Here is a 16,294-nt window from a genome sequence, read left to right on the forward strand (position 1 = left end):
AGTGGCTGAAGAGGCGCCCCTGCTAAGGGCGTAGGTCGGGCAACTGGCGCCCGGGTTCAAATCCCGGATTCTCCGCCAAAACACCTAGTATTTTTACTAGGTGTTTTTTTGTTGTATAAAATTATAGAGTTTATATAATTTGCAGGATTAATTAACTTTCTAATTTTAAGTTAGAAATAGATTATAAATATTTTTTTGAATTTAGATAGTAATATTTACAAATATGATGCAGCATTTTTATTAGAGATAGTATAATAATAATATAAGTAATTCTTAAGAAGGTGAACTATGCTTAAAGGGGAAAAAGTTTATTTGAGATTAATGCAAGCTAGCGATATTAAACGATTATCTGATTTATCTAACGATTATGAGGTAAAAAAATATAATGATGAGATGTTAGATATTGATAAAAAAATTCATATTGATGAAGATTCAAGTAATGTTAGCATATGTAAAAGAAAAGCAGTAAGTATAATTAATAAGAAGAATGTTTTAGTAGGATTTATGACTTATAAACCAAATGATTATTGCAACAATGTTTATTCAATAGGTATTACTATAGGAAAAAAATATTGGAACAGAGGGTATGGTGAGGATTCTATAAAGACATTAATTAAGTATTTGTTTGATGATTTAAATGCAAAAAGAATACAATTAGAGGTTGCGGCAGAAAATATAAGAGCTATAAAATGTTATAAGAAGTGTGGGTTTATTGAAGAGAAAATAAGAAAAGCTATATATTATATAGATGGAAAGTATACAGACATAATAATTATGGGCATTCTAAAAAAACAGAGGGCTTTATAAATTATTAAATAAAAATATAGGAGTAATTATGAGTATAAGGTTTATTTATGGAAGAGCAGGTAGTGGAAAGAGTTCATTTTGTATAAATCAGATAAAAAAGTTAATAGATTTAGATAAAGAAAAGAAAATAATATTATTAGTTCCAGAACAGTATACTTTTACTACTGAAAATAAGGTTTTAAATAATATAGGTGAAAGAGCATTTTTAAATACTCATGTATTGAGCTTTAGAACTATGTGTCAAAAGGTATTTGAAGAATGTGGTGGAAGAGTAAAACAAATTATAAAAGACACTGGTAAGCATATGTTAATTAACAAAGTATTAAATGAAAAGATAGATGATTTAAGCTATTTTAAAAAAATGTCTAGAGAACAAGGCTTTAATAATATAATATCTGAATTAATTACTGAATTTAAAAAATATAATATAGATATAGATGCTTTAAGAGATTTAACAGATAAAATAGATGATAATGAATTAGTTGAAAAGATAAGAGAATTATCTTTAATATACGAGGAGTTTAATGTAAAAATGCACAGCTCTTATATAGATACTGATGATGAGCTTACTTTATTAGCTAAAAAGTTGTTAGATAATAACATTTATGCAAATAGCGAAATTTGGATAGATGAATTTACAACATTTACTCCTCAACAATTAGAGATTATAAGGATACTTTCTAAGACATCAGTGGTTAACATAACTTTTTGTATGGATAAAGTAGAAAATAGTGATGTTGAAGATATAACTAATGTATTTAGTAGTATTGAAAATACAGAAAATAGGTTGTTAAAGTTAATGGAGGAAAATAATATAGGTTATTTAAATCCTATTAATTTAAATTCTAAATTACCATATAGATTTAAAAATAGTGAAGAGTTAGCTCATATAGAAAAGTATTGTATAACATATCCATTTAAATCTTATAAGGGAAAAAATAAGGATGTAAGATTATACAAAGCAAATAACACCTATGATGAAATTGAAAAAGTAGCTCAGGATATAATTAGATTAGTAAGGGATAGAAATTATAGATTTAGAGATATATCTGTGGTGTGCAGAAATATAGAGGACTATAACAAGATAATTTCTGTTATTTTTAATGATTATGAAATACCATTTTTTATGGATCAAAAAATAAAATTATTAAATAACCCATTAATTATTTTAATAACTTCTGCATTTGAAGTTTTATTAAAAAATTGGTCATACGAAAGTGTATTTAAATACTTAAAGAGCGGATTAACAGGCTTTAATACTTATGATATTGATAGATTAGAAAACTTTGTATTAGAACATGGAATAAAGAGTTATAAATGGAATGAAGAAGAGATTAAAAAACTTAAAAATATAAGCATAGAAAATGGTGCTACTGAAGAAGAACTCACTATATTCAATGTGATGGAAGAGGTGAGAAATTCTCTTATATCATTCCATAAATTAATAGAAGGTAAACATAATGTTAGAGATATATGTAAAGCTCTATATGAGTTTTTATTAAGTGTTAAAGCTTTTGAAAGAATAGATGAGTGGATTATTAAATTTGAAGAATTAAAGCTAGAAGATAAGGTGAAGGAATATAAACAAGTTGAATCTATAGTAATAGATATATTAGATCAAGCTGTAGAAGTTATGGGATCTGATGTAGTAGATACTTTTGAATTTTTTAAAATATTAAATTCTGGTTTTGAAAATGAAGAAATAGGTGTTATACCAGTAGCTTTAGACCAAGTTAATGTTGGAGATATAGCTAGAATAAAAGGTAGAGAAGTAAAGGCATTATATATAGTTGGAATTAATGATGGGATATTGCCAGCTGCACATAAAGACGAGGGAATTCTATCAGATAGAGATAGAATTGAACTTAAAGAGTTTGGAGTAGTATTAGCAGCTGATGGTAGAAGCAAAGCTTTTGAGGAGCAGTTTGTAGTGTATACGGCATTAACAATCGCCAGTGAATATTTAATGCTATCATATCCTATGGCAGACTTTGAAGGTAAATCTTTAAGACCATCTATAATAATATCCAGAATAAAGAAAATATTGCCTAATTTAGTTGAGGAAAGTTCTTTATATGATTTAAGCAAAAGAAATGATCATTTTAATAAAGTTATTTCTCCAATACCAACTTTTAATGAATTAATATTTGCATTAAGAAGAGAGCTAGAGGATGAAGAGATAGATGAGGAGTATTGGGGAGAAGTATATAATTGGTTTAAAGAAAATGAAGATTTTAAATGGAAAATAGAAAATACATTTAAAGGGCTTAGATATTCTAACACAGGAGAAAAGGTGTCTAGAAATAAATTACTTTCCCTTTATAAAAATGATTTAGGAAAGTTATCCTTTAGTGTGTCTAGATTGGAGAAGTATGCAGAATGTCCATTTTCATATTTCATTCAATATGGATTGAAGGCTAAAAATCGTAAGGTATATGAATTTACTCCACCTGATTTAGGATCATTTGTACATGATATTTTAGATTCATTTACTAATAAAGTAAAGAAAGAAAAGATTGCGTGGTCAGATCTTGATATGATAAAGTGCAAAAATATAGTGTCTGAATTAATTGATACTAAGTTAAAAGAAGATAGCGGATCTATATTAAATAGCACTAATAAATATAAGTACTTTTCAAAGAGATTTAAGAGAGTTATATCTAAATCAGTATCTGTTATATCAGAACAAATGAGAAGAGGGGAATTTGAGGTATTTAATAATGAATTTTCTTTTGGAAGTTATAATGACGGAGAAGCTATTGTGCTAGAGTTGCCATCTAACGAAAAGGTATATTTAAATGGAAGAATTGATAGAATAGATACTTTAGATTTAGAAGGAAGTACGTATCTCAGAATTGTAGATTATAAAACAGGAAATAAACATTTTGATTTAAATCAATTTTATTATGGGCTTCAAATGCAATTGTTGGTTTATTTAGATGCATTACTAAAAAACTCTGAGTATATATTAAAAAAACAAGCCTTACCTGGAGCAGTACTATATTTCAGAGTTGATGACCCTATAATAAAAACTAAAGGCGACATAACTACTGAAGAATTAGAAAAAGAAGTTTTAAGTAATTTAAAGATGAATGGATTAATATTAAAAGATGCTAAAGTGGTTAAAGCTATGGATAGAGGTATTGAAACAGATGGGTATTCATTAGTTATTCCAGCTGCATTGAAGAAAGATGGCGATTTTAAAGCTGGTAGCGAAGTAGTGACTGAAGAACAATTTAATTTACTTAGAGAGTATGTAAATAAGAAAATGATTGATTTATGTGAAGATATGTTATGTGGAGACATAAAGATTCAGCCAACAAAGGATTCTGATGGTAGTCATTGTGAATTTTGTGATTTCTCATCTATATGCCAATTCGATAGTAGCATAGAAGATAATAAATATAAAATTATAATGAAAAAATCTAAGGATGAAATTTGGAATAACATAAGGGATGAATTAAGTGATGATAAAAAAGAAAATTAGCTATTTAGATAGGAGATATTAATTTATGAGTGGAACAAAATGGACTGAGGAACAGCTAAGTGCTATTACAACAAGAGATTGTAATCTATTAGTTGCAGCAGCAGCAGGTTCTGGAAAAACAGCCGTATTGGTAGAAAGAATTATAAAAATAATTACAAATGAAGAAAATCCTATAGATATTGATAAACTTTTAGTTGTTACATTTACAAGTGCAGCAGCTGCTGAGATGAGAGAAAGAATAGCTAATGCCATATCAAAAAAATTAGATGAAACTCCAACTTCTAAAAACCTTCAAAAGCAATTGACTTTATTAAATAGGTCTAACATTATGACTATTCATTCTTTTTGTTTAGGTGTAATAAAAAATAATTTTCATAAGATAGACTTAGATCCATCTTTTAGAATATGTGATCAAACAGAAGGTATACTTTTAAAGATGGAAATAATAGATGAATTATTTGATGACAAATATGATGAAGAAAATCAGGAATTTATAAAATTTATTGAGGCATTTAGTAGTTATAAAAGTGATAATGCGTTAAAAGAATTAGTTTTAAGCTTATATAATTTTACAATGGCAGGACCATGGCCTAAAAAATGGCTAAAGGATGCTTCAGAGGATTTTGATATAAAAACATTACAAGAGTTAGATGAAAGTAAGTGGGTAAGTGTATTAAAAGAAAGTATAAAAATAGAACTAGATGGATATATAAAAATGATGCAAAAGGCAATTGAATTAATAAATGAAACTGATGGATTGGAACCTTATTTTGAGGGATTTAGCAGTGAGTTAGATTTAATAGTTAATGCTTATAATAATGTTGAATCTAGTTTAAATGACTTATATAATTCATTAAGTTTAATAACTTTTAATAGATTAAAGACTATCAAGAAGAATACTGTAAGTGATGAAAATATACAAAATCTAGTTAAGCAAATTAGAGATCAAGTTAAAAAGAAAATATCAGCATTAATTGAGGGAACTTTTATAGCATCTCCAGATAAAATGCTTGATAATATAATAAAATCTTATCCATATATAAATCAATTAACAGAGCTTACTTCAGAATTTATAGATAGATTTAATGCTAAGAAGAAAGAAAAGAATATATTAGATTTTAATGATTTGGAACATTTATGTTTAAAGATTTTAATTGAGGAGAATGAGGAAAATCAAATAGTACCATCAACAATAGCACAAAAGTTTAAAGATTATTTTGAAGAGGTACTTGTAGATGAATACCAAGATTCTAATAATGTTCAAGAAGCAATAATAGAATTAGTATCAAGAAAAAATTCTTATAATCCTAATGTATTTATGGTTGGTGATGTAAAACAAAGTATATATAAATTTAGGCAAGCAAAACCAGAACTATTTATTGATAAATATAATAGCTATTCATTGGATAAAGGCATTAATAGAAAAATTCAACTTTATAAGAATTTTAGAAGCAGAGAAGAAGTTATAAATGGTGTTAATTATATATTTAAATCAGTTATGTCTAAGACTGTAGGTGAATTAGAATATACTGATGTTGAAGCTTTAAATTTAGGTGCAAGTTATCCTGAAAAGAAAAATGATGATGATATAATTGGTGGTCCAATTGAGGTTCATATTTTAGATAGAAGTGATAATAAAGAAGAAAATGATGACTCTAAATTACAGGTGGAAGAAGAAGAAATCGGTGACGTAAATTTAGAAGCAAGAATTATAGTAAAGAGAATCAATGAATTGATTTCTAAAAAAGATGGAAGTAAGTTTAAAGTGCTTGATAAAGATACAGGTGAATATAGAGACTTAAAATATAAGGATATAGTAATTCTATTAAGAGCAACTAAAAACTGGTCAGAAGTGCTATTAGACGAATTAGGATTAGCAGGGATACCTGTCTATGCGGATACAGGATCAGGGTATTTTGAATCAATTGAAATAAGGACCATTATGTCATTATTAAAAGTAATAGATAATCCTATGCAAGATGTACCTATGCTTTCATTATTGATTTCACCTATTATAGGATTAAGTGCAGAGGAACTTAGTGATATTAGACTTATAGATAAAGAAAAGTATTTTTATGAAAATATAATTAAGATTACTGAGGAAAAATTAATTTCAAAAGAACTTCAAGAAAAATGTGAATATATATTAACTAGCATTGATAAATGGAGAAAAAAATCAATATATATGCCTATAGATGAATTTATTTGGTATTTATACATGGATACAGCTTATTATGGGTATGTAGGTGCAATGCCAAATGGAGTTCTAAGACAAGCAAATTTAAAGATACTATTTCAAAGAGCAAGACAGTTTTCAGATACTAGTTTTAAAGGACTATTTAATTTTATTAATTTCATAAATAAATTAACTAAATCATCAGGTGATATGGGAAGTGCCAAGATTTTAGGTGAAAATGAAGATGTTGTTAGAATTATGAGTATTCATAAAAGTAAGGGGTTAGAATTCCCAGTTGTATTTTTAGCTGGATGTGGTAAGAATTTTAACTTAATGGATTTAAATAATAAGATACTTTATCATGAAGAATTAGGATTAGGTCCTGAATATATTAATTTAGAAAATAGAACTAGTATTACAACTTTACCTAAAGAAGCAATTAAAAAAAGAATGAAATTAGAAACATTATCTGAAGAAATGAGAGTACTATATGTTGCATTTACTAGAGCTAAGGAAAAATTAATTATAACAGGAGCAGTAAGAAATGCAGAAAAATCTATTGAAAAGTGGATTAACTCAGCAGTTTTAGATAAGGATGTTGTATTACCTTATGAGATATCAAAAGGTAAATCGTATTTAGATTGGATTGGTATGGCTTTATGCAAGCATAAAGATGGTGAAATCCTTAGAAAGAAATTAGGATTTTCTAGTGAAATGTGTAAAGATGACTTATCAAGATGGAGAATCAACATATGGAACAAACATGAATTAGATATGTATGATGAACTAGATGAAAATCAAGAGGAAGAGGATATTAAAATTTCAATTTTAGATAAAGATGTAAATAAAAAGGTTAAAAGTGAAGTTTATAGAAGATTAGGTTATGAGTATGAATTTAAAGAATCAACTAAGCTTACTAGTAATATATCTGTGTCTGATTTAAAAAGAAGAAATATGGACGATAATATTGATACCCTTGAGATATTTGATTTAGAAGAAGAGGATAATAAAAATAAAGATATAATAACTCCTAAATTTCTTCAAGAAGAAAAAGGAATATCAGCAGCAGAAAGAGGAACAGCTATCCATTTTGCAATGAAAAAAATAGATTTTAGTAAAGTTGGAACATTAGAAGAAATAAAGGGACAGCTAAACAACTTATATGATGAGGAGTTTATATTACAGGAAGAATATAGCTCAATTAATCCATATAAGATATTAAGTTTCTTTAAAAGCAATTTAGGTAAGAAAATCCTTGATGTATATAATAAGGGTGGCAAAGTTTATAGAGAAGTTCCATTCTATACTGAAATAAGTAGTTTGGAATTAGACGAATCTTTACCACAAAAGTACGCTAATGAAAAAATAAGATTACAAGGTATAATAGATTGTTTCTTTAAATGTGATGATGAAATAATTTTGTTGGATTACAAAACAGATTATGTAGAAAATGAAAAAGAATTTAAAGAAAAATATAAAAGTCAATTATTATATTATAGTGAAGCAATATTTAAAATGACAGGAAAGAAAGTTGATAAAAAATATCTATATTCATTCTATTTAGAGAAAGAAATTTTAATATAGAAATTGTCATAAGCGTATTGAGTTTATAAAGTAGTTTCTATTTCAAGGACATGGATAAGTAACTAAAAGTTGATTTCTGTATTGTACAGGTGTAAGCAAATATAGATAAAATTTCAAAAGATAAAAAACTACATTATAATATAATTGTCTTTTGAACATATAAACAGATTTTGAATAAAGAATTTAGATAAAAAACAAGTAAGTGTCTTAAATGTATGGGTAATTATAATTAAGACACTTACTTTTCTATATTTATTGGGGGGATAATTAGCTATTTAATTATGATTTTTGTATCTCTTGGGATGTTATCATATATCCATTTAGCATCGCTTAATGCTAATCTTATACATCCATGTGATGATTTTTTGTTTAAAGTAGTATCTACTACTGTAGTTTTATCCTGAGCATATGGAACTGAGTGAAATAATATATCACCATCAATTTGAGTCCAATACTTTCCACCTTGTTTAAACTTATCTGAGAAGAACCATTCACCTTTTTCTTTAATAGAAAAAGCACCACAAGGAGTTGGCTCGGAATCTATTCCAGTAGAACAAGAAAATGTTTTATCTAAATCCCATTTATTTGATTTACCTTTATAAATATAAGTTTTTTGATTGTTTATATCTATAAAAATTAAATAAGGGGTATTACTAACTAAATTTAATGTATTTATGTTTTGTGAAGAAATATTATTTATATAATAATCTGATACTGTTTTTGAATCAGCAGTTTTATCTAAATATTGTTGTTTACTAGATTTAATTTCAGCAATTTTTGTTTTTATATCTTCGTCATCATTTAGAACAGAAGGAATATTAGATATTTGATTTAATGCCTGACTATAATAATCGTTAGAACATAATTCATCACATTTAGCGAATAGCTCTTCTTTAATTTGATTCTTGGCTTTCCTTAAGTAAATTAATGATTCATTGTAATTTAAATCTAAGGGAGATAAATTTGAAAAGTTAGTTATAGCTTCATAATATTCTTTGTTATTAAAATGTTCTATTCCATTAGAATAGTTGTTTATTGAATCTTGAAGACTAGAGACAGAATTAACTAATTCTATCACTTCGCTTGAATTAAAACCATATCTATTTATTTCATTAACTTTTATTAAAATTTCTTCTTCATTTAATTTAGAGGTTTCTAAATATTGCTTCAATGTAGTTATATTATCTGAAAAATATTTTTTTAAATCTCTCTTTAGCATTAAGTTTTTAAAAGGATTTAAATTTTCTTGGGTTAATAAAATATTATTAGCCTGAGAAAACTTGTTACCATCAAAATTTATCTTAAAATTATTAACTAATTTTTTATACTGATAACCTTGAAATAGTGTAGTTAATGTAATTAGTGTAAATAATAAGATATATATAATGGATTTATTTATATGAATATTTTTATTGATTTTCAAAACATACCTCCTATTTTTATCTAAAAATAAAATATACTTTTTTTATTATGAACATAAATTACTAATAATAAACATTTATATTTTATAAAATAGGAAGTATATGTTAATATATTTATTAATGACGTTCTTATTTAAAAAAGGATATTGGAGGAAATGATGAATAAAACAGATAATTTTTTTAAGAAATTTATTAATTGTATTTATAATTTAAAAGCATTAGTAACATATCCTAAATACGGAATATGGAAGGCTATATTATATGTATTATTAATGAGCACTCTTTTAGGCGGAATAAGAGGAATAACTATTGGATATAGAATAGACAAGGAATTAAATAATTTAAGTACAATACTGCAAAATGATGAATATAAATTTAATATAGAAGAAGGTATATTACATACGAAAAATTCACCATTAAAGGTAGAGGGAACGTCTAGTTTAATATATATTGATGAAAATAAAAGCTTGAGCGAAATTGATGGTTTAAGAGATACAACAATTCAGAATGATAACAACATATTATTTTTAAAAGATGGGATATATTTAGAAATAGGAGCTTATAAACAGCAAGCAGATTATAAAGATTTAATAGGTGACAATAAATTAGATAATAAGATTTTATTTGAAGAATTATCATATGTACTAAAAATAGTAGTAGCTATTGTAATTTTGTATACGATATTATTTACATTTATCAACATATTAATAAATTGTTTATTTGCAACCGCTTTTGCATCATTTGCATTGATAATTATGAGAGTATTTATGAAATATAGCATATTATATTCATTAAGTTTATATGCATGTACATTACCATTTATATTTCAAATTATATTACAAACTATTTTTCCAAATATAAATTTAGATACGATGTTTATAGTTGGCACATTAGTATATGTAATATTTATACTTAAGTATATAAAAGATGAAATGATAAAAACTAAATTAAATAAAGACGGAATGTAATAAAGGATATATCATTAAGTTTTAACCACTTAATGATATATCCTTTTTATTTATATTTATTTAGTTTTATTCTTGCTTACAAAGTAATCTACTATTAAAGATAAGGCGCCATCACCAGTAATATTAGTTGCAGTGCCAAAGCTATCTTGAGCTGCATGTAATGCAATCATTATAGGCTTTTCTATGTTTCCAAATCCAAGCATAGATTCTAATAATCCAAGAGCGGCCATAACTCCACCACCAGGAACTCCCGGTGCAGCTACCATTGTTACTCCAAGCATTAATATAAATGGAATCATAGTAACTAAAGTAGGTGTTTGTCCTCTCATTAGCATTACACCAATTGAAGTTAATACTAAAGTTATAGTATCTCCTGCCAAATGTATTGTAGCGCATAGAGGAACAACTAAATCAGCGACCTCTTCAGATACATTATTTTCTTTAGTACAGCTTAATGTAACTGGTATAGTAGCAGCAGATGACTGAGTTCCTACAGCTGTAAGATATGCAGGAATCATATTTTTTAATAATTTAAAAGGATTCTCCTTTTTAAGTACACCAGCTATAGAATATTGACATAATAAATATACAAATTGCAATATAAACAATATTAAATAAATAGTAGCGAAAGATTTTATAGTAGTAAATATTTCACCACTTAAACTTAACTTAGAAAATATAGCTGCAATATAAAGCGGAACAAGTGGAATAAGAATTTTAGAAATAATCATTGAAACTATTGAACTAAATTCATGAAATCCTCTTAATAATGAGCTATTATTTATTTTTGAAAGTCCTATACCAAAAACAAATGCAAATACTAAAGCTGACATTATATTAAGCATAGGTGGTATATCAATAGTAAAATATGGTTCTACCTTAATTGTTTCAGTTGAGACTAATGTAGCTGCTTTTATTATTTTAGGAAGAAACGATATTCCTACAAAATAAGCAATAACACCAGAAATAATAGTTGATATGTAAGCTAGTATAGTAGTTCCTATAAGTACTTTTCCTGAATTTTTCCCAAGTGAAGCTATTCCAGGAACTATAAAGGCTATTATTATTAACGGAATAACAAATGATAAAAAGTTTCCAAATAAAGAACTAAAAGTGGCTAATATTCTTATTGGGAAGATTATATTTAAACTTCTACATGTTAAACCGAGTATTATTCCTAAGATTAAAAATGTAAATATTCTTTTAATTAGTGATAAATTCTTCAATTATAAATCCCCCTTTTATAATTAATGTTCATATATGAAATACATATGTATGTATTACAAGTACAAATATATCATTAAATTATTAGTGCGGTCAATAGTTATATAAAATTTTACTCGAAATAATAAAATTATCGAATATTTTACAAATAAATTACATAAAATTATAAAATAATATGTGTAAATATGAATAATTTTTTATAATTTTAGGATATTTGGAGTATTAAGGTAGAAGAAAAAATGTTAAAAAATGGTTGTTAGTATTTATAGTATGTGATAATATAAAAGTATAAAATTCAAAAAAATGGAAAATGATATTAATTATAAGGAGAAGCTGTAAATGAGTGTAGCGAAAAAAATTATAAATGATTTTATAGAAGAGGATAAAGAATTAAATAGATTAGAACTTTCTAAATTAACAAAAGAAGAACTAATAGATAAATACATGGATGTAAATAATTATAAGAATTTACAAGAAAATCTCCTTTTAAGTGTTTCTCATGATTTAAGATCGCCATTAAATGTGATTTTAAGCATACTTCAATTTTACGAATCAGGTTACATAACTGGCAATGATAACATGAATAAATATATGACTAGCATAAAGAGAAATAGTTATAGGATGCTAAAACTTATAGATAATCTTATAGATACAACACGATTAGAAAAAAAATATTATAAAATTGAAAGAAGAAATTTAGATATTGTTAAATTAATAGAAAATACGGTTTCTTCAATAGATAAATACGCAAAACAAAAAAATATATCATTAATATTTGATACTAATGTTGAAAAATGTATTATGGCAATAGATCCAGAGGCAATAGATAGGATAATTATGAATCTTTTATCTAATGCCATAAAGTTCTCTTATAATAATGGAAATATATACATTAACTTATGGAAGAGAAATAATGAATTAAATATATCAGTAAAAGATGAGGGTATGGGAATTCCAATAAAAGAACAGGATAAAATCTTTAATAGATTTGCTCAGTCATCTAATCATAAAAAAATAGAACAGTCAGGTAGTGGAATTGGATTGTCATTAGTAGAAAGCTTAACTAAAGCACATAATGGTAATATATCACTAAAGAGTCAGGAAGATAGAGGCAGTGAATTTATAATAAGACTCCCAATAATAAAATTAAGCGAGAATAATGAAGATAATCATATAATTCATGCAAAAACCAATATTGAAATATTAGAAATAGAATTTTCAGATATTTATTTATAAAAAAGAAATTTATTGAAATAAATACTTAATATTATGGAAAAATAATCTTAAGTATTTATTTTATAAACTTGCTTATTATGGTGGCTTGTGATAATATATTTCTTGAAGAAAGTTAGTTTTAAATTAATATGGAGCGTTAGTTAAACGGATATAACTTACCGCTACGGACGGTACATTGAGGGTTCGATTCCTTCACGCTCTGCCAAAAGACTTAGCTATGTTTTTAGTTAAGTCTTTTTTGTTGTATAAATAAACATGCTAATAAATGCTAATAATAAATTATATAAGTATATTAGATATTTAATAAACAATAGTGATGAAGTAAAGGTGGCAATTATTAATGAAAGAAGATATTTTAATTAATTTATTAGATGAGCATAATGAGGGGAATTTGTTAGCTACTGATAAATTTAGACCTTGTAAAGTAATTTACTTAAAGTATGAAGAAAATAGTGAATTATATGAGAAGCTAAAAAAGTATCATAAAGAAATTTTTCCGAGTATTGATATAGAAAGCTACATTATAAGTGAAGGTAATATAAAAGAAATAAACAATTTATTAAATAGCTTAGATATAGAAAAAACTATTATAAATGTAACTGGGGGAAAAAGAATAAACTCATTAATTTTATTAAATCAAGCTTTAATAAAGAAATTTAATATTGTTTATATAGATATTTTAAATAAGAGAATATATGAATTAGGAAATGATATTAAAAATAAGTCAGAAGAGTTTAAGGATATATATATAGATGACATACTTAAGATAACTGGTTCTGATATTTTGTTAGATTCTAGCAAAATAAGTAAATATTCTGATGTGATTAATATAACAGAAAAAATTTATGAAAACTTAGAATTATGGTATAAGTATAAGCAATGTCTTTATGATAATCATTTATTTATTCATGATTATTCTCAAAGTAACAAAGTTATTATTAATTTGTCTGACTTATATGGGCAAGAGGAAAAAGGAATATTAAATTCTTGCTTAAATTATCTAGAGAAAATTAATGCTATAAAATATAAAAAGAGCAAGAATGATATAGTAGTACATTTTCAACAAGATTATATGAAAGGATTTATATTTAAAAGTGGTACTTGGCTAGAAGTATTAACTAATATAGTTGTTAGAGAAATTGAAGAAATTGATGATGTTAAAAGTGGCGTTATATTTCTATGGAACAATAATGAAATCAAAGTTAAAAATGAATTTGATGTATTAGCAGTTAAGGATGATGTTTTAATATGTATATCATGTAAAGATAGTGCAAAATATGATGAAGATGCACTAAATGAATTAGATGTATATAGTAAAAGATTAGGTGGAAATAATGCGAAAAAAATATTGGTTGCAACTCAAGAACCTTATAAAAGATGTATTAAAGAAAGAGCAGAAATGATGGGGATTAGTTTAATTATATTAGATAAAGATATAGAAAAATTTAAGAATGAATTAAAAAAAGTCATTAATAAATAATGCTATGTTTTAGCAATGTGTTTATATATGCCACTTTGATTATTGCATATATAAACATGCTAAAACAGAACTTGCTTATTTAGAGATTTTAGTTCCAATCTTTTCGCCAAATAAGATTTTACATTCATATCCTTGTTTTGATTGCTCTAAAATATCAGGATCTATTTTTACTTTATTTTTTTCTAAGAACAGTATAGTTGTTGATCCACCAAATTTAAAATACCCTTTTTCATCGCCTTTTGTTACTTTTTGGTTAGGCTCATATGTTTGAATTATTGATCCAACACAAGTAGCACCTACTTCTACAGTTAAAATATCTCCAAAATTTTCTGATTTAAATATGCACCATTCTCTTTTATTTTCACAAAATAATTTTGGAATTGAATTAAGAGCTATAGGATTTACAGAATAGTAATGGCCCTTAATTTTATGAGTTTCGCAAGGTATACCAGAGTCTACAAAGTGAAACCTATGATAGTCTGTAGGACATAATCTTAATATTACACAAATACCATCTTTATATTTTTCTGATATTTCATCATTTTTTATTAATTCTCTTAAACTATAAGTTAAGCCTTTTACTTGAACAATATTATCTAAGTCTATATTATCGTAAACAGTAATTCGCCCATCTCCTGGAGAAATAAAAATATCTTCATTGTAATCTATAGGTCTTGAAGTAGAAGTCAAATTTCTAACAAAGAAGTCATTAAATGAATTAAATTCAGAAATATTTTTTTCTGCAATATTCATATCAATATTAAAGTCTTTAACAAAGTCAGGTATTTTTCTTGCACTGAATTTTGTATCACAAAATTTACCATAAAATTTTGAAAAAATCTTTCTCTTAGCAATCAATTCTGTCATACCTTTTCCAACGGGTGTTTCATAAGTCCACTTAATGAACTTTTTACCTGCCACGTTTTCCTCTTCATATTCGTTAGTAATTCTGTTATATACTTTAATCATAAATTCCTCTTTTCATTAATTTAAAAATATATTTATATATTATATACTGATTCTAACATATATATTTTAAATATCAAAAAAATGAAAGTAAAAAGTAATAAATAGTAAAATTTTAGTGGTATAATGTAATTATTATCAGTTTATGAAAATGAGGGATTGGTGTGAATAAAACAAAAAAATTGATTTTTAATTCTTCAATAGAAGTTTTTTCAAAATCAGGGTATAGGGGAGCAACAATGGATGAAATAGCAACCACTGCGGGGCTTGCTAAAGGAACACTATATTATAATTTTAATAGCAAAGAAGAAATATTCAACTTTATAGTTGATAATGGACTTAAGTTACTTAATGATGAAATTGCAGCAGTAAATGAATTAAATGATGATGCAATTGAAAAATTAAAACAAATCTGCAAAATACAATTAACATTTCTTTATGAACATAATAGCTTTTTTAGAGTTGTAATGAGTCAATTATGGGGAGATGAAGAAAGACAATTTATTTTAAGAGAAAAGGTAAAAAGTCATATAAAAGAAATAGAAATGTATATACAAATGGGGATGAAAGAAGGGTGTATTAGAAAAGGCGATAGTGAAGTAATGGCCTATGAATTTTTTGGAACATTATGTTCAACAGCAATATATGAGTTAATAAACATAGAAAAAGTTAGTTTAGAAGATATTATTAATAAGACATTAGAATTTATTTTTAATGGTTTAATAAATAAAGAAGTATAGAAAATTTTAAAAATTGAAATATGTATAAATGTTATATAATCATAGTAGTCTATCCTAAAAGTTCTTTTAGGATAGTTTTTTTTGTTTTAAATATAAATATTTAAATTATGTTGATACATATATTTCATAATATATAAAATAGTATAATTAATAGATTATTTATCCAATAAAAACTATTAATTAATACTTATTTTTAATAAATAAG

At 25.4% G+C, this 16,294-nt stretch carries 10 protein-coding genes and 1 tRNA gene; 8 read left to right on the forward strand and 3 right to left on the reverse strand.

Features of this window, described 5'->3' with window-relative positions; genetic code table 11:
• Positions 1 to 288 precede the first annotated feature (288 nt).
• From RGC78_RS02935 to addA, 3 genes are read left to right on the forward strand one after another with little or no spacing between them, the layout of a single operon-like run.
• Positions 289 to 807 carry a GNAT family N-acetyltransferase gene (locus RGC78_RS02935; RefSeq protein WP_252215870.1) on the forward strand — a complete coding sequence of 173 codons (519 nt, stop codon included), beginning with the start codon at positions 289 to 291 and terminating at the stop codon, positions 805 to 807.
• A 28-nt stretch (positions 808 to 835) separates the two neighbouring features.
• On the forward strand, positions 836 to 4,294 hold the full coding sequence (addB, locus tag RGC78_RS02940) for a helicase-exonuclease AddAB subunit AddB (protein WP_252215868.1): 3,459 nt from the start codon (positions 836 to 838) through the stop codon (positions 4,292 to 4,294).
• Between the two features lie 25 nt (positions 4,295 to 4,319).
• Positions 4,320 to 8,054, forward strand: coding sequence for a helicase-exonuclease AddAB subunit AddA (gene addA, locus RGC78_RS02945; RefSeq protein WP_309556017.1), 3,735 nt, complete (start codon positions 4,320 to 4,322; stop codon positions 8,052 to 8,054).
• A 271-nt stretch (positions 8,055 to 8,325) separates the two neighbouring features.
• Here addA and RGC78_RS02950 read toward each other — a convergent pair whose 3' ends face one another.
• On the reverse strand, positions 8,326 to 9,477 hold the full coding sequence (locus RGC78_RS02950) for a L,D-transpeptidase (RefSeq protein WP_309556018.1): 1,152 nt from the start codon (positions 9,475 to 9,477) through the stop codon (positions 8,326 to 8,328).
• A gap of 156 nt (positions 9,478 to 9,633) precedes the next feature.
• Between RGC78_RS02950 and RGC78_RS02955 the strand changes: the two genes are divergently transcribed.
• On the forward strand, positions 9,634 to 10,443 hold the full coding sequence (locus RGC78_RS02955) for a DUF1189 domain-containing protein (protein ID WP_252215859.1): 810 nt from the start codon (positions 9,634 to 9,636) through the stop codon (positions 10,441 to 10,443).
• Between the two features lie 56 nt (positions 10,444 to 10,499).
• Here RGC78_RS02955 and RGC78_RS02960 read toward each other — a convergent pair whose 3' ends face one another.
• Complete coding sequence (locus tag RGC78_RS02960) at positions 10,500 to 11,669, reverse strand: dicarboxylate/amino acid:cation symporter (protein ID WP_309556019.1); 1,170 nt, start codon at positions 11,667 to 11,669, stop codon at positions 10,500 to 10,502.
• A gap of 337 nt (positions 11,670 to 12,006) precedes the next feature.
• Between RGC78_RS02960 and RGC78_RS02965 the strand changes: the two genes are divergently transcribed.
• From RGC78_RS02965 to RGC78_RS02975, 3 genes are all read left to right on the forward strand, one after another.
• On the forward strand, positions 12,007 to 12,903 hold the full coding sequence (locus RGC78_RS02965) for a sensor histidine kinase (RefSeq protein WP_252215855.1): 897 nt from the start codon (positions 12,007 to 12,009) through the stop codon (positions 12,901 to 12,903).
• A gap of 130 nt (positions 12,904 to 13,033) precedes the next feature.
• Positions 13,034 to 13,108: transfer RNA gene (locus tag RGC78_RS02970), tRNA-Arg, on the forward strand.
• A 135-nt stretch (positions 13,109 to 13,243) separates the two neighbouring features.
• Complete coding sequence (locus RGC78_RS02975; RefSeq protein WP_252215852.1) at positions 13,244 to 14,383, forward strand: Card1-like endonuclease domain-containing protein; 1,140 nt, start codon at positions 13,244 to 13,246, stop codon at positions 14,381 to 14,383.
• A 75-nt stretch (positions 14,384 to 14,458) separates the two neighbouring features.
• Here RGC78_RS02975 and RGC78_RS02980 read toward each other — a convergent pair whose 3' ends face one another.
• Positions 14,459 to 15,352, reverse strand: coding sequence for a phosphatidylserine decarboxylase (locus RGC78_RS02980; RefSeq protein WP_252215849.1), 894 nt, complete (start codon positions 15,350 to 15,352; stop codon positions 14,459 to 14,461).
• A gap of 161 nt (positions 15,353 to 15,513) precedes the next feature.
• On the opposite strand from RGC78_RS02980, the gene RGC78_RS02985 reads away from it, so the two are divergent.
• Complete coding sequence (locus tag RGC78_RS02985) at positions 15,514 to 16,089, forward strand: TetR/AcrR family transcriptional regulator (protein WP_252215846.1); 576 nt, start codon at positions 15,514 to 15,516, stop codon at positions 16,087 to 16,089.
• Positions 16,090 to 16,294 lie beyond the last annotated feature (205 nt).

Origin of the sequence: Clostridium aquiflavi, assembly GCF_031344075.1 — a bacterium.
Taxonomy (GTDB): Bacteria; Bacillota; Clostridia; order Clostridiales; family Clostridiaceae; genus Clostridium; species Clostridium aquiflavi.

Excerpts from the sequence above, each read along its gene's own strand:
- RGC78_RS02935 (WP_252215870.1), top strand. The coding sequence starts at position 289 with ATGCTTAAAGGGGAAAAAGTTTATTTGAGATTAATGCAAGCTAGCGAT.
- addB (WP_252215868.1), top strand. The coding sequence starts at position 836 with ATGAGTATAAGGTTTATTTATGGAAGAGCAGGTAGTGGAAAGAGTTCA.
- addA (WP_309556017.1), top strand. The coding sequence starts at position 4,320 with ATGAGTGGAACAAAATGGACTGAGGAACAGCTAAGTGCTATTACAACA.
- RGC78_RS02955 (WP_252215859.1), top strand. The coding sequence starts at position 9,634 with ATGAATAAAACAGATAATTTTTTTAAGAAATTTATTAATTGTATTTAT.
- RGC78_RS02965 (WP_252215855.1), top strand. The coding sequence starts at position 12,007 with ATGAGTGTAGCGAAAAAAATTATAAATGATTTTATAGAAGAGGATAAA.
- RGC78_RS02975 (WP_252215852.1), top strand. The coding sequence starts at position 13,244 with ATGAAAGAAGATATTTTAATTAATTTATTAGATGAGCATAATGAGGGG.
- RGC78_RS02980 (WP_252215849.1), bottom strand. The coding sequence starts at position 15,352 with ATGATTAAAGTATATAACAGAATTACTAACGAATATGAAGAGGAAAAC.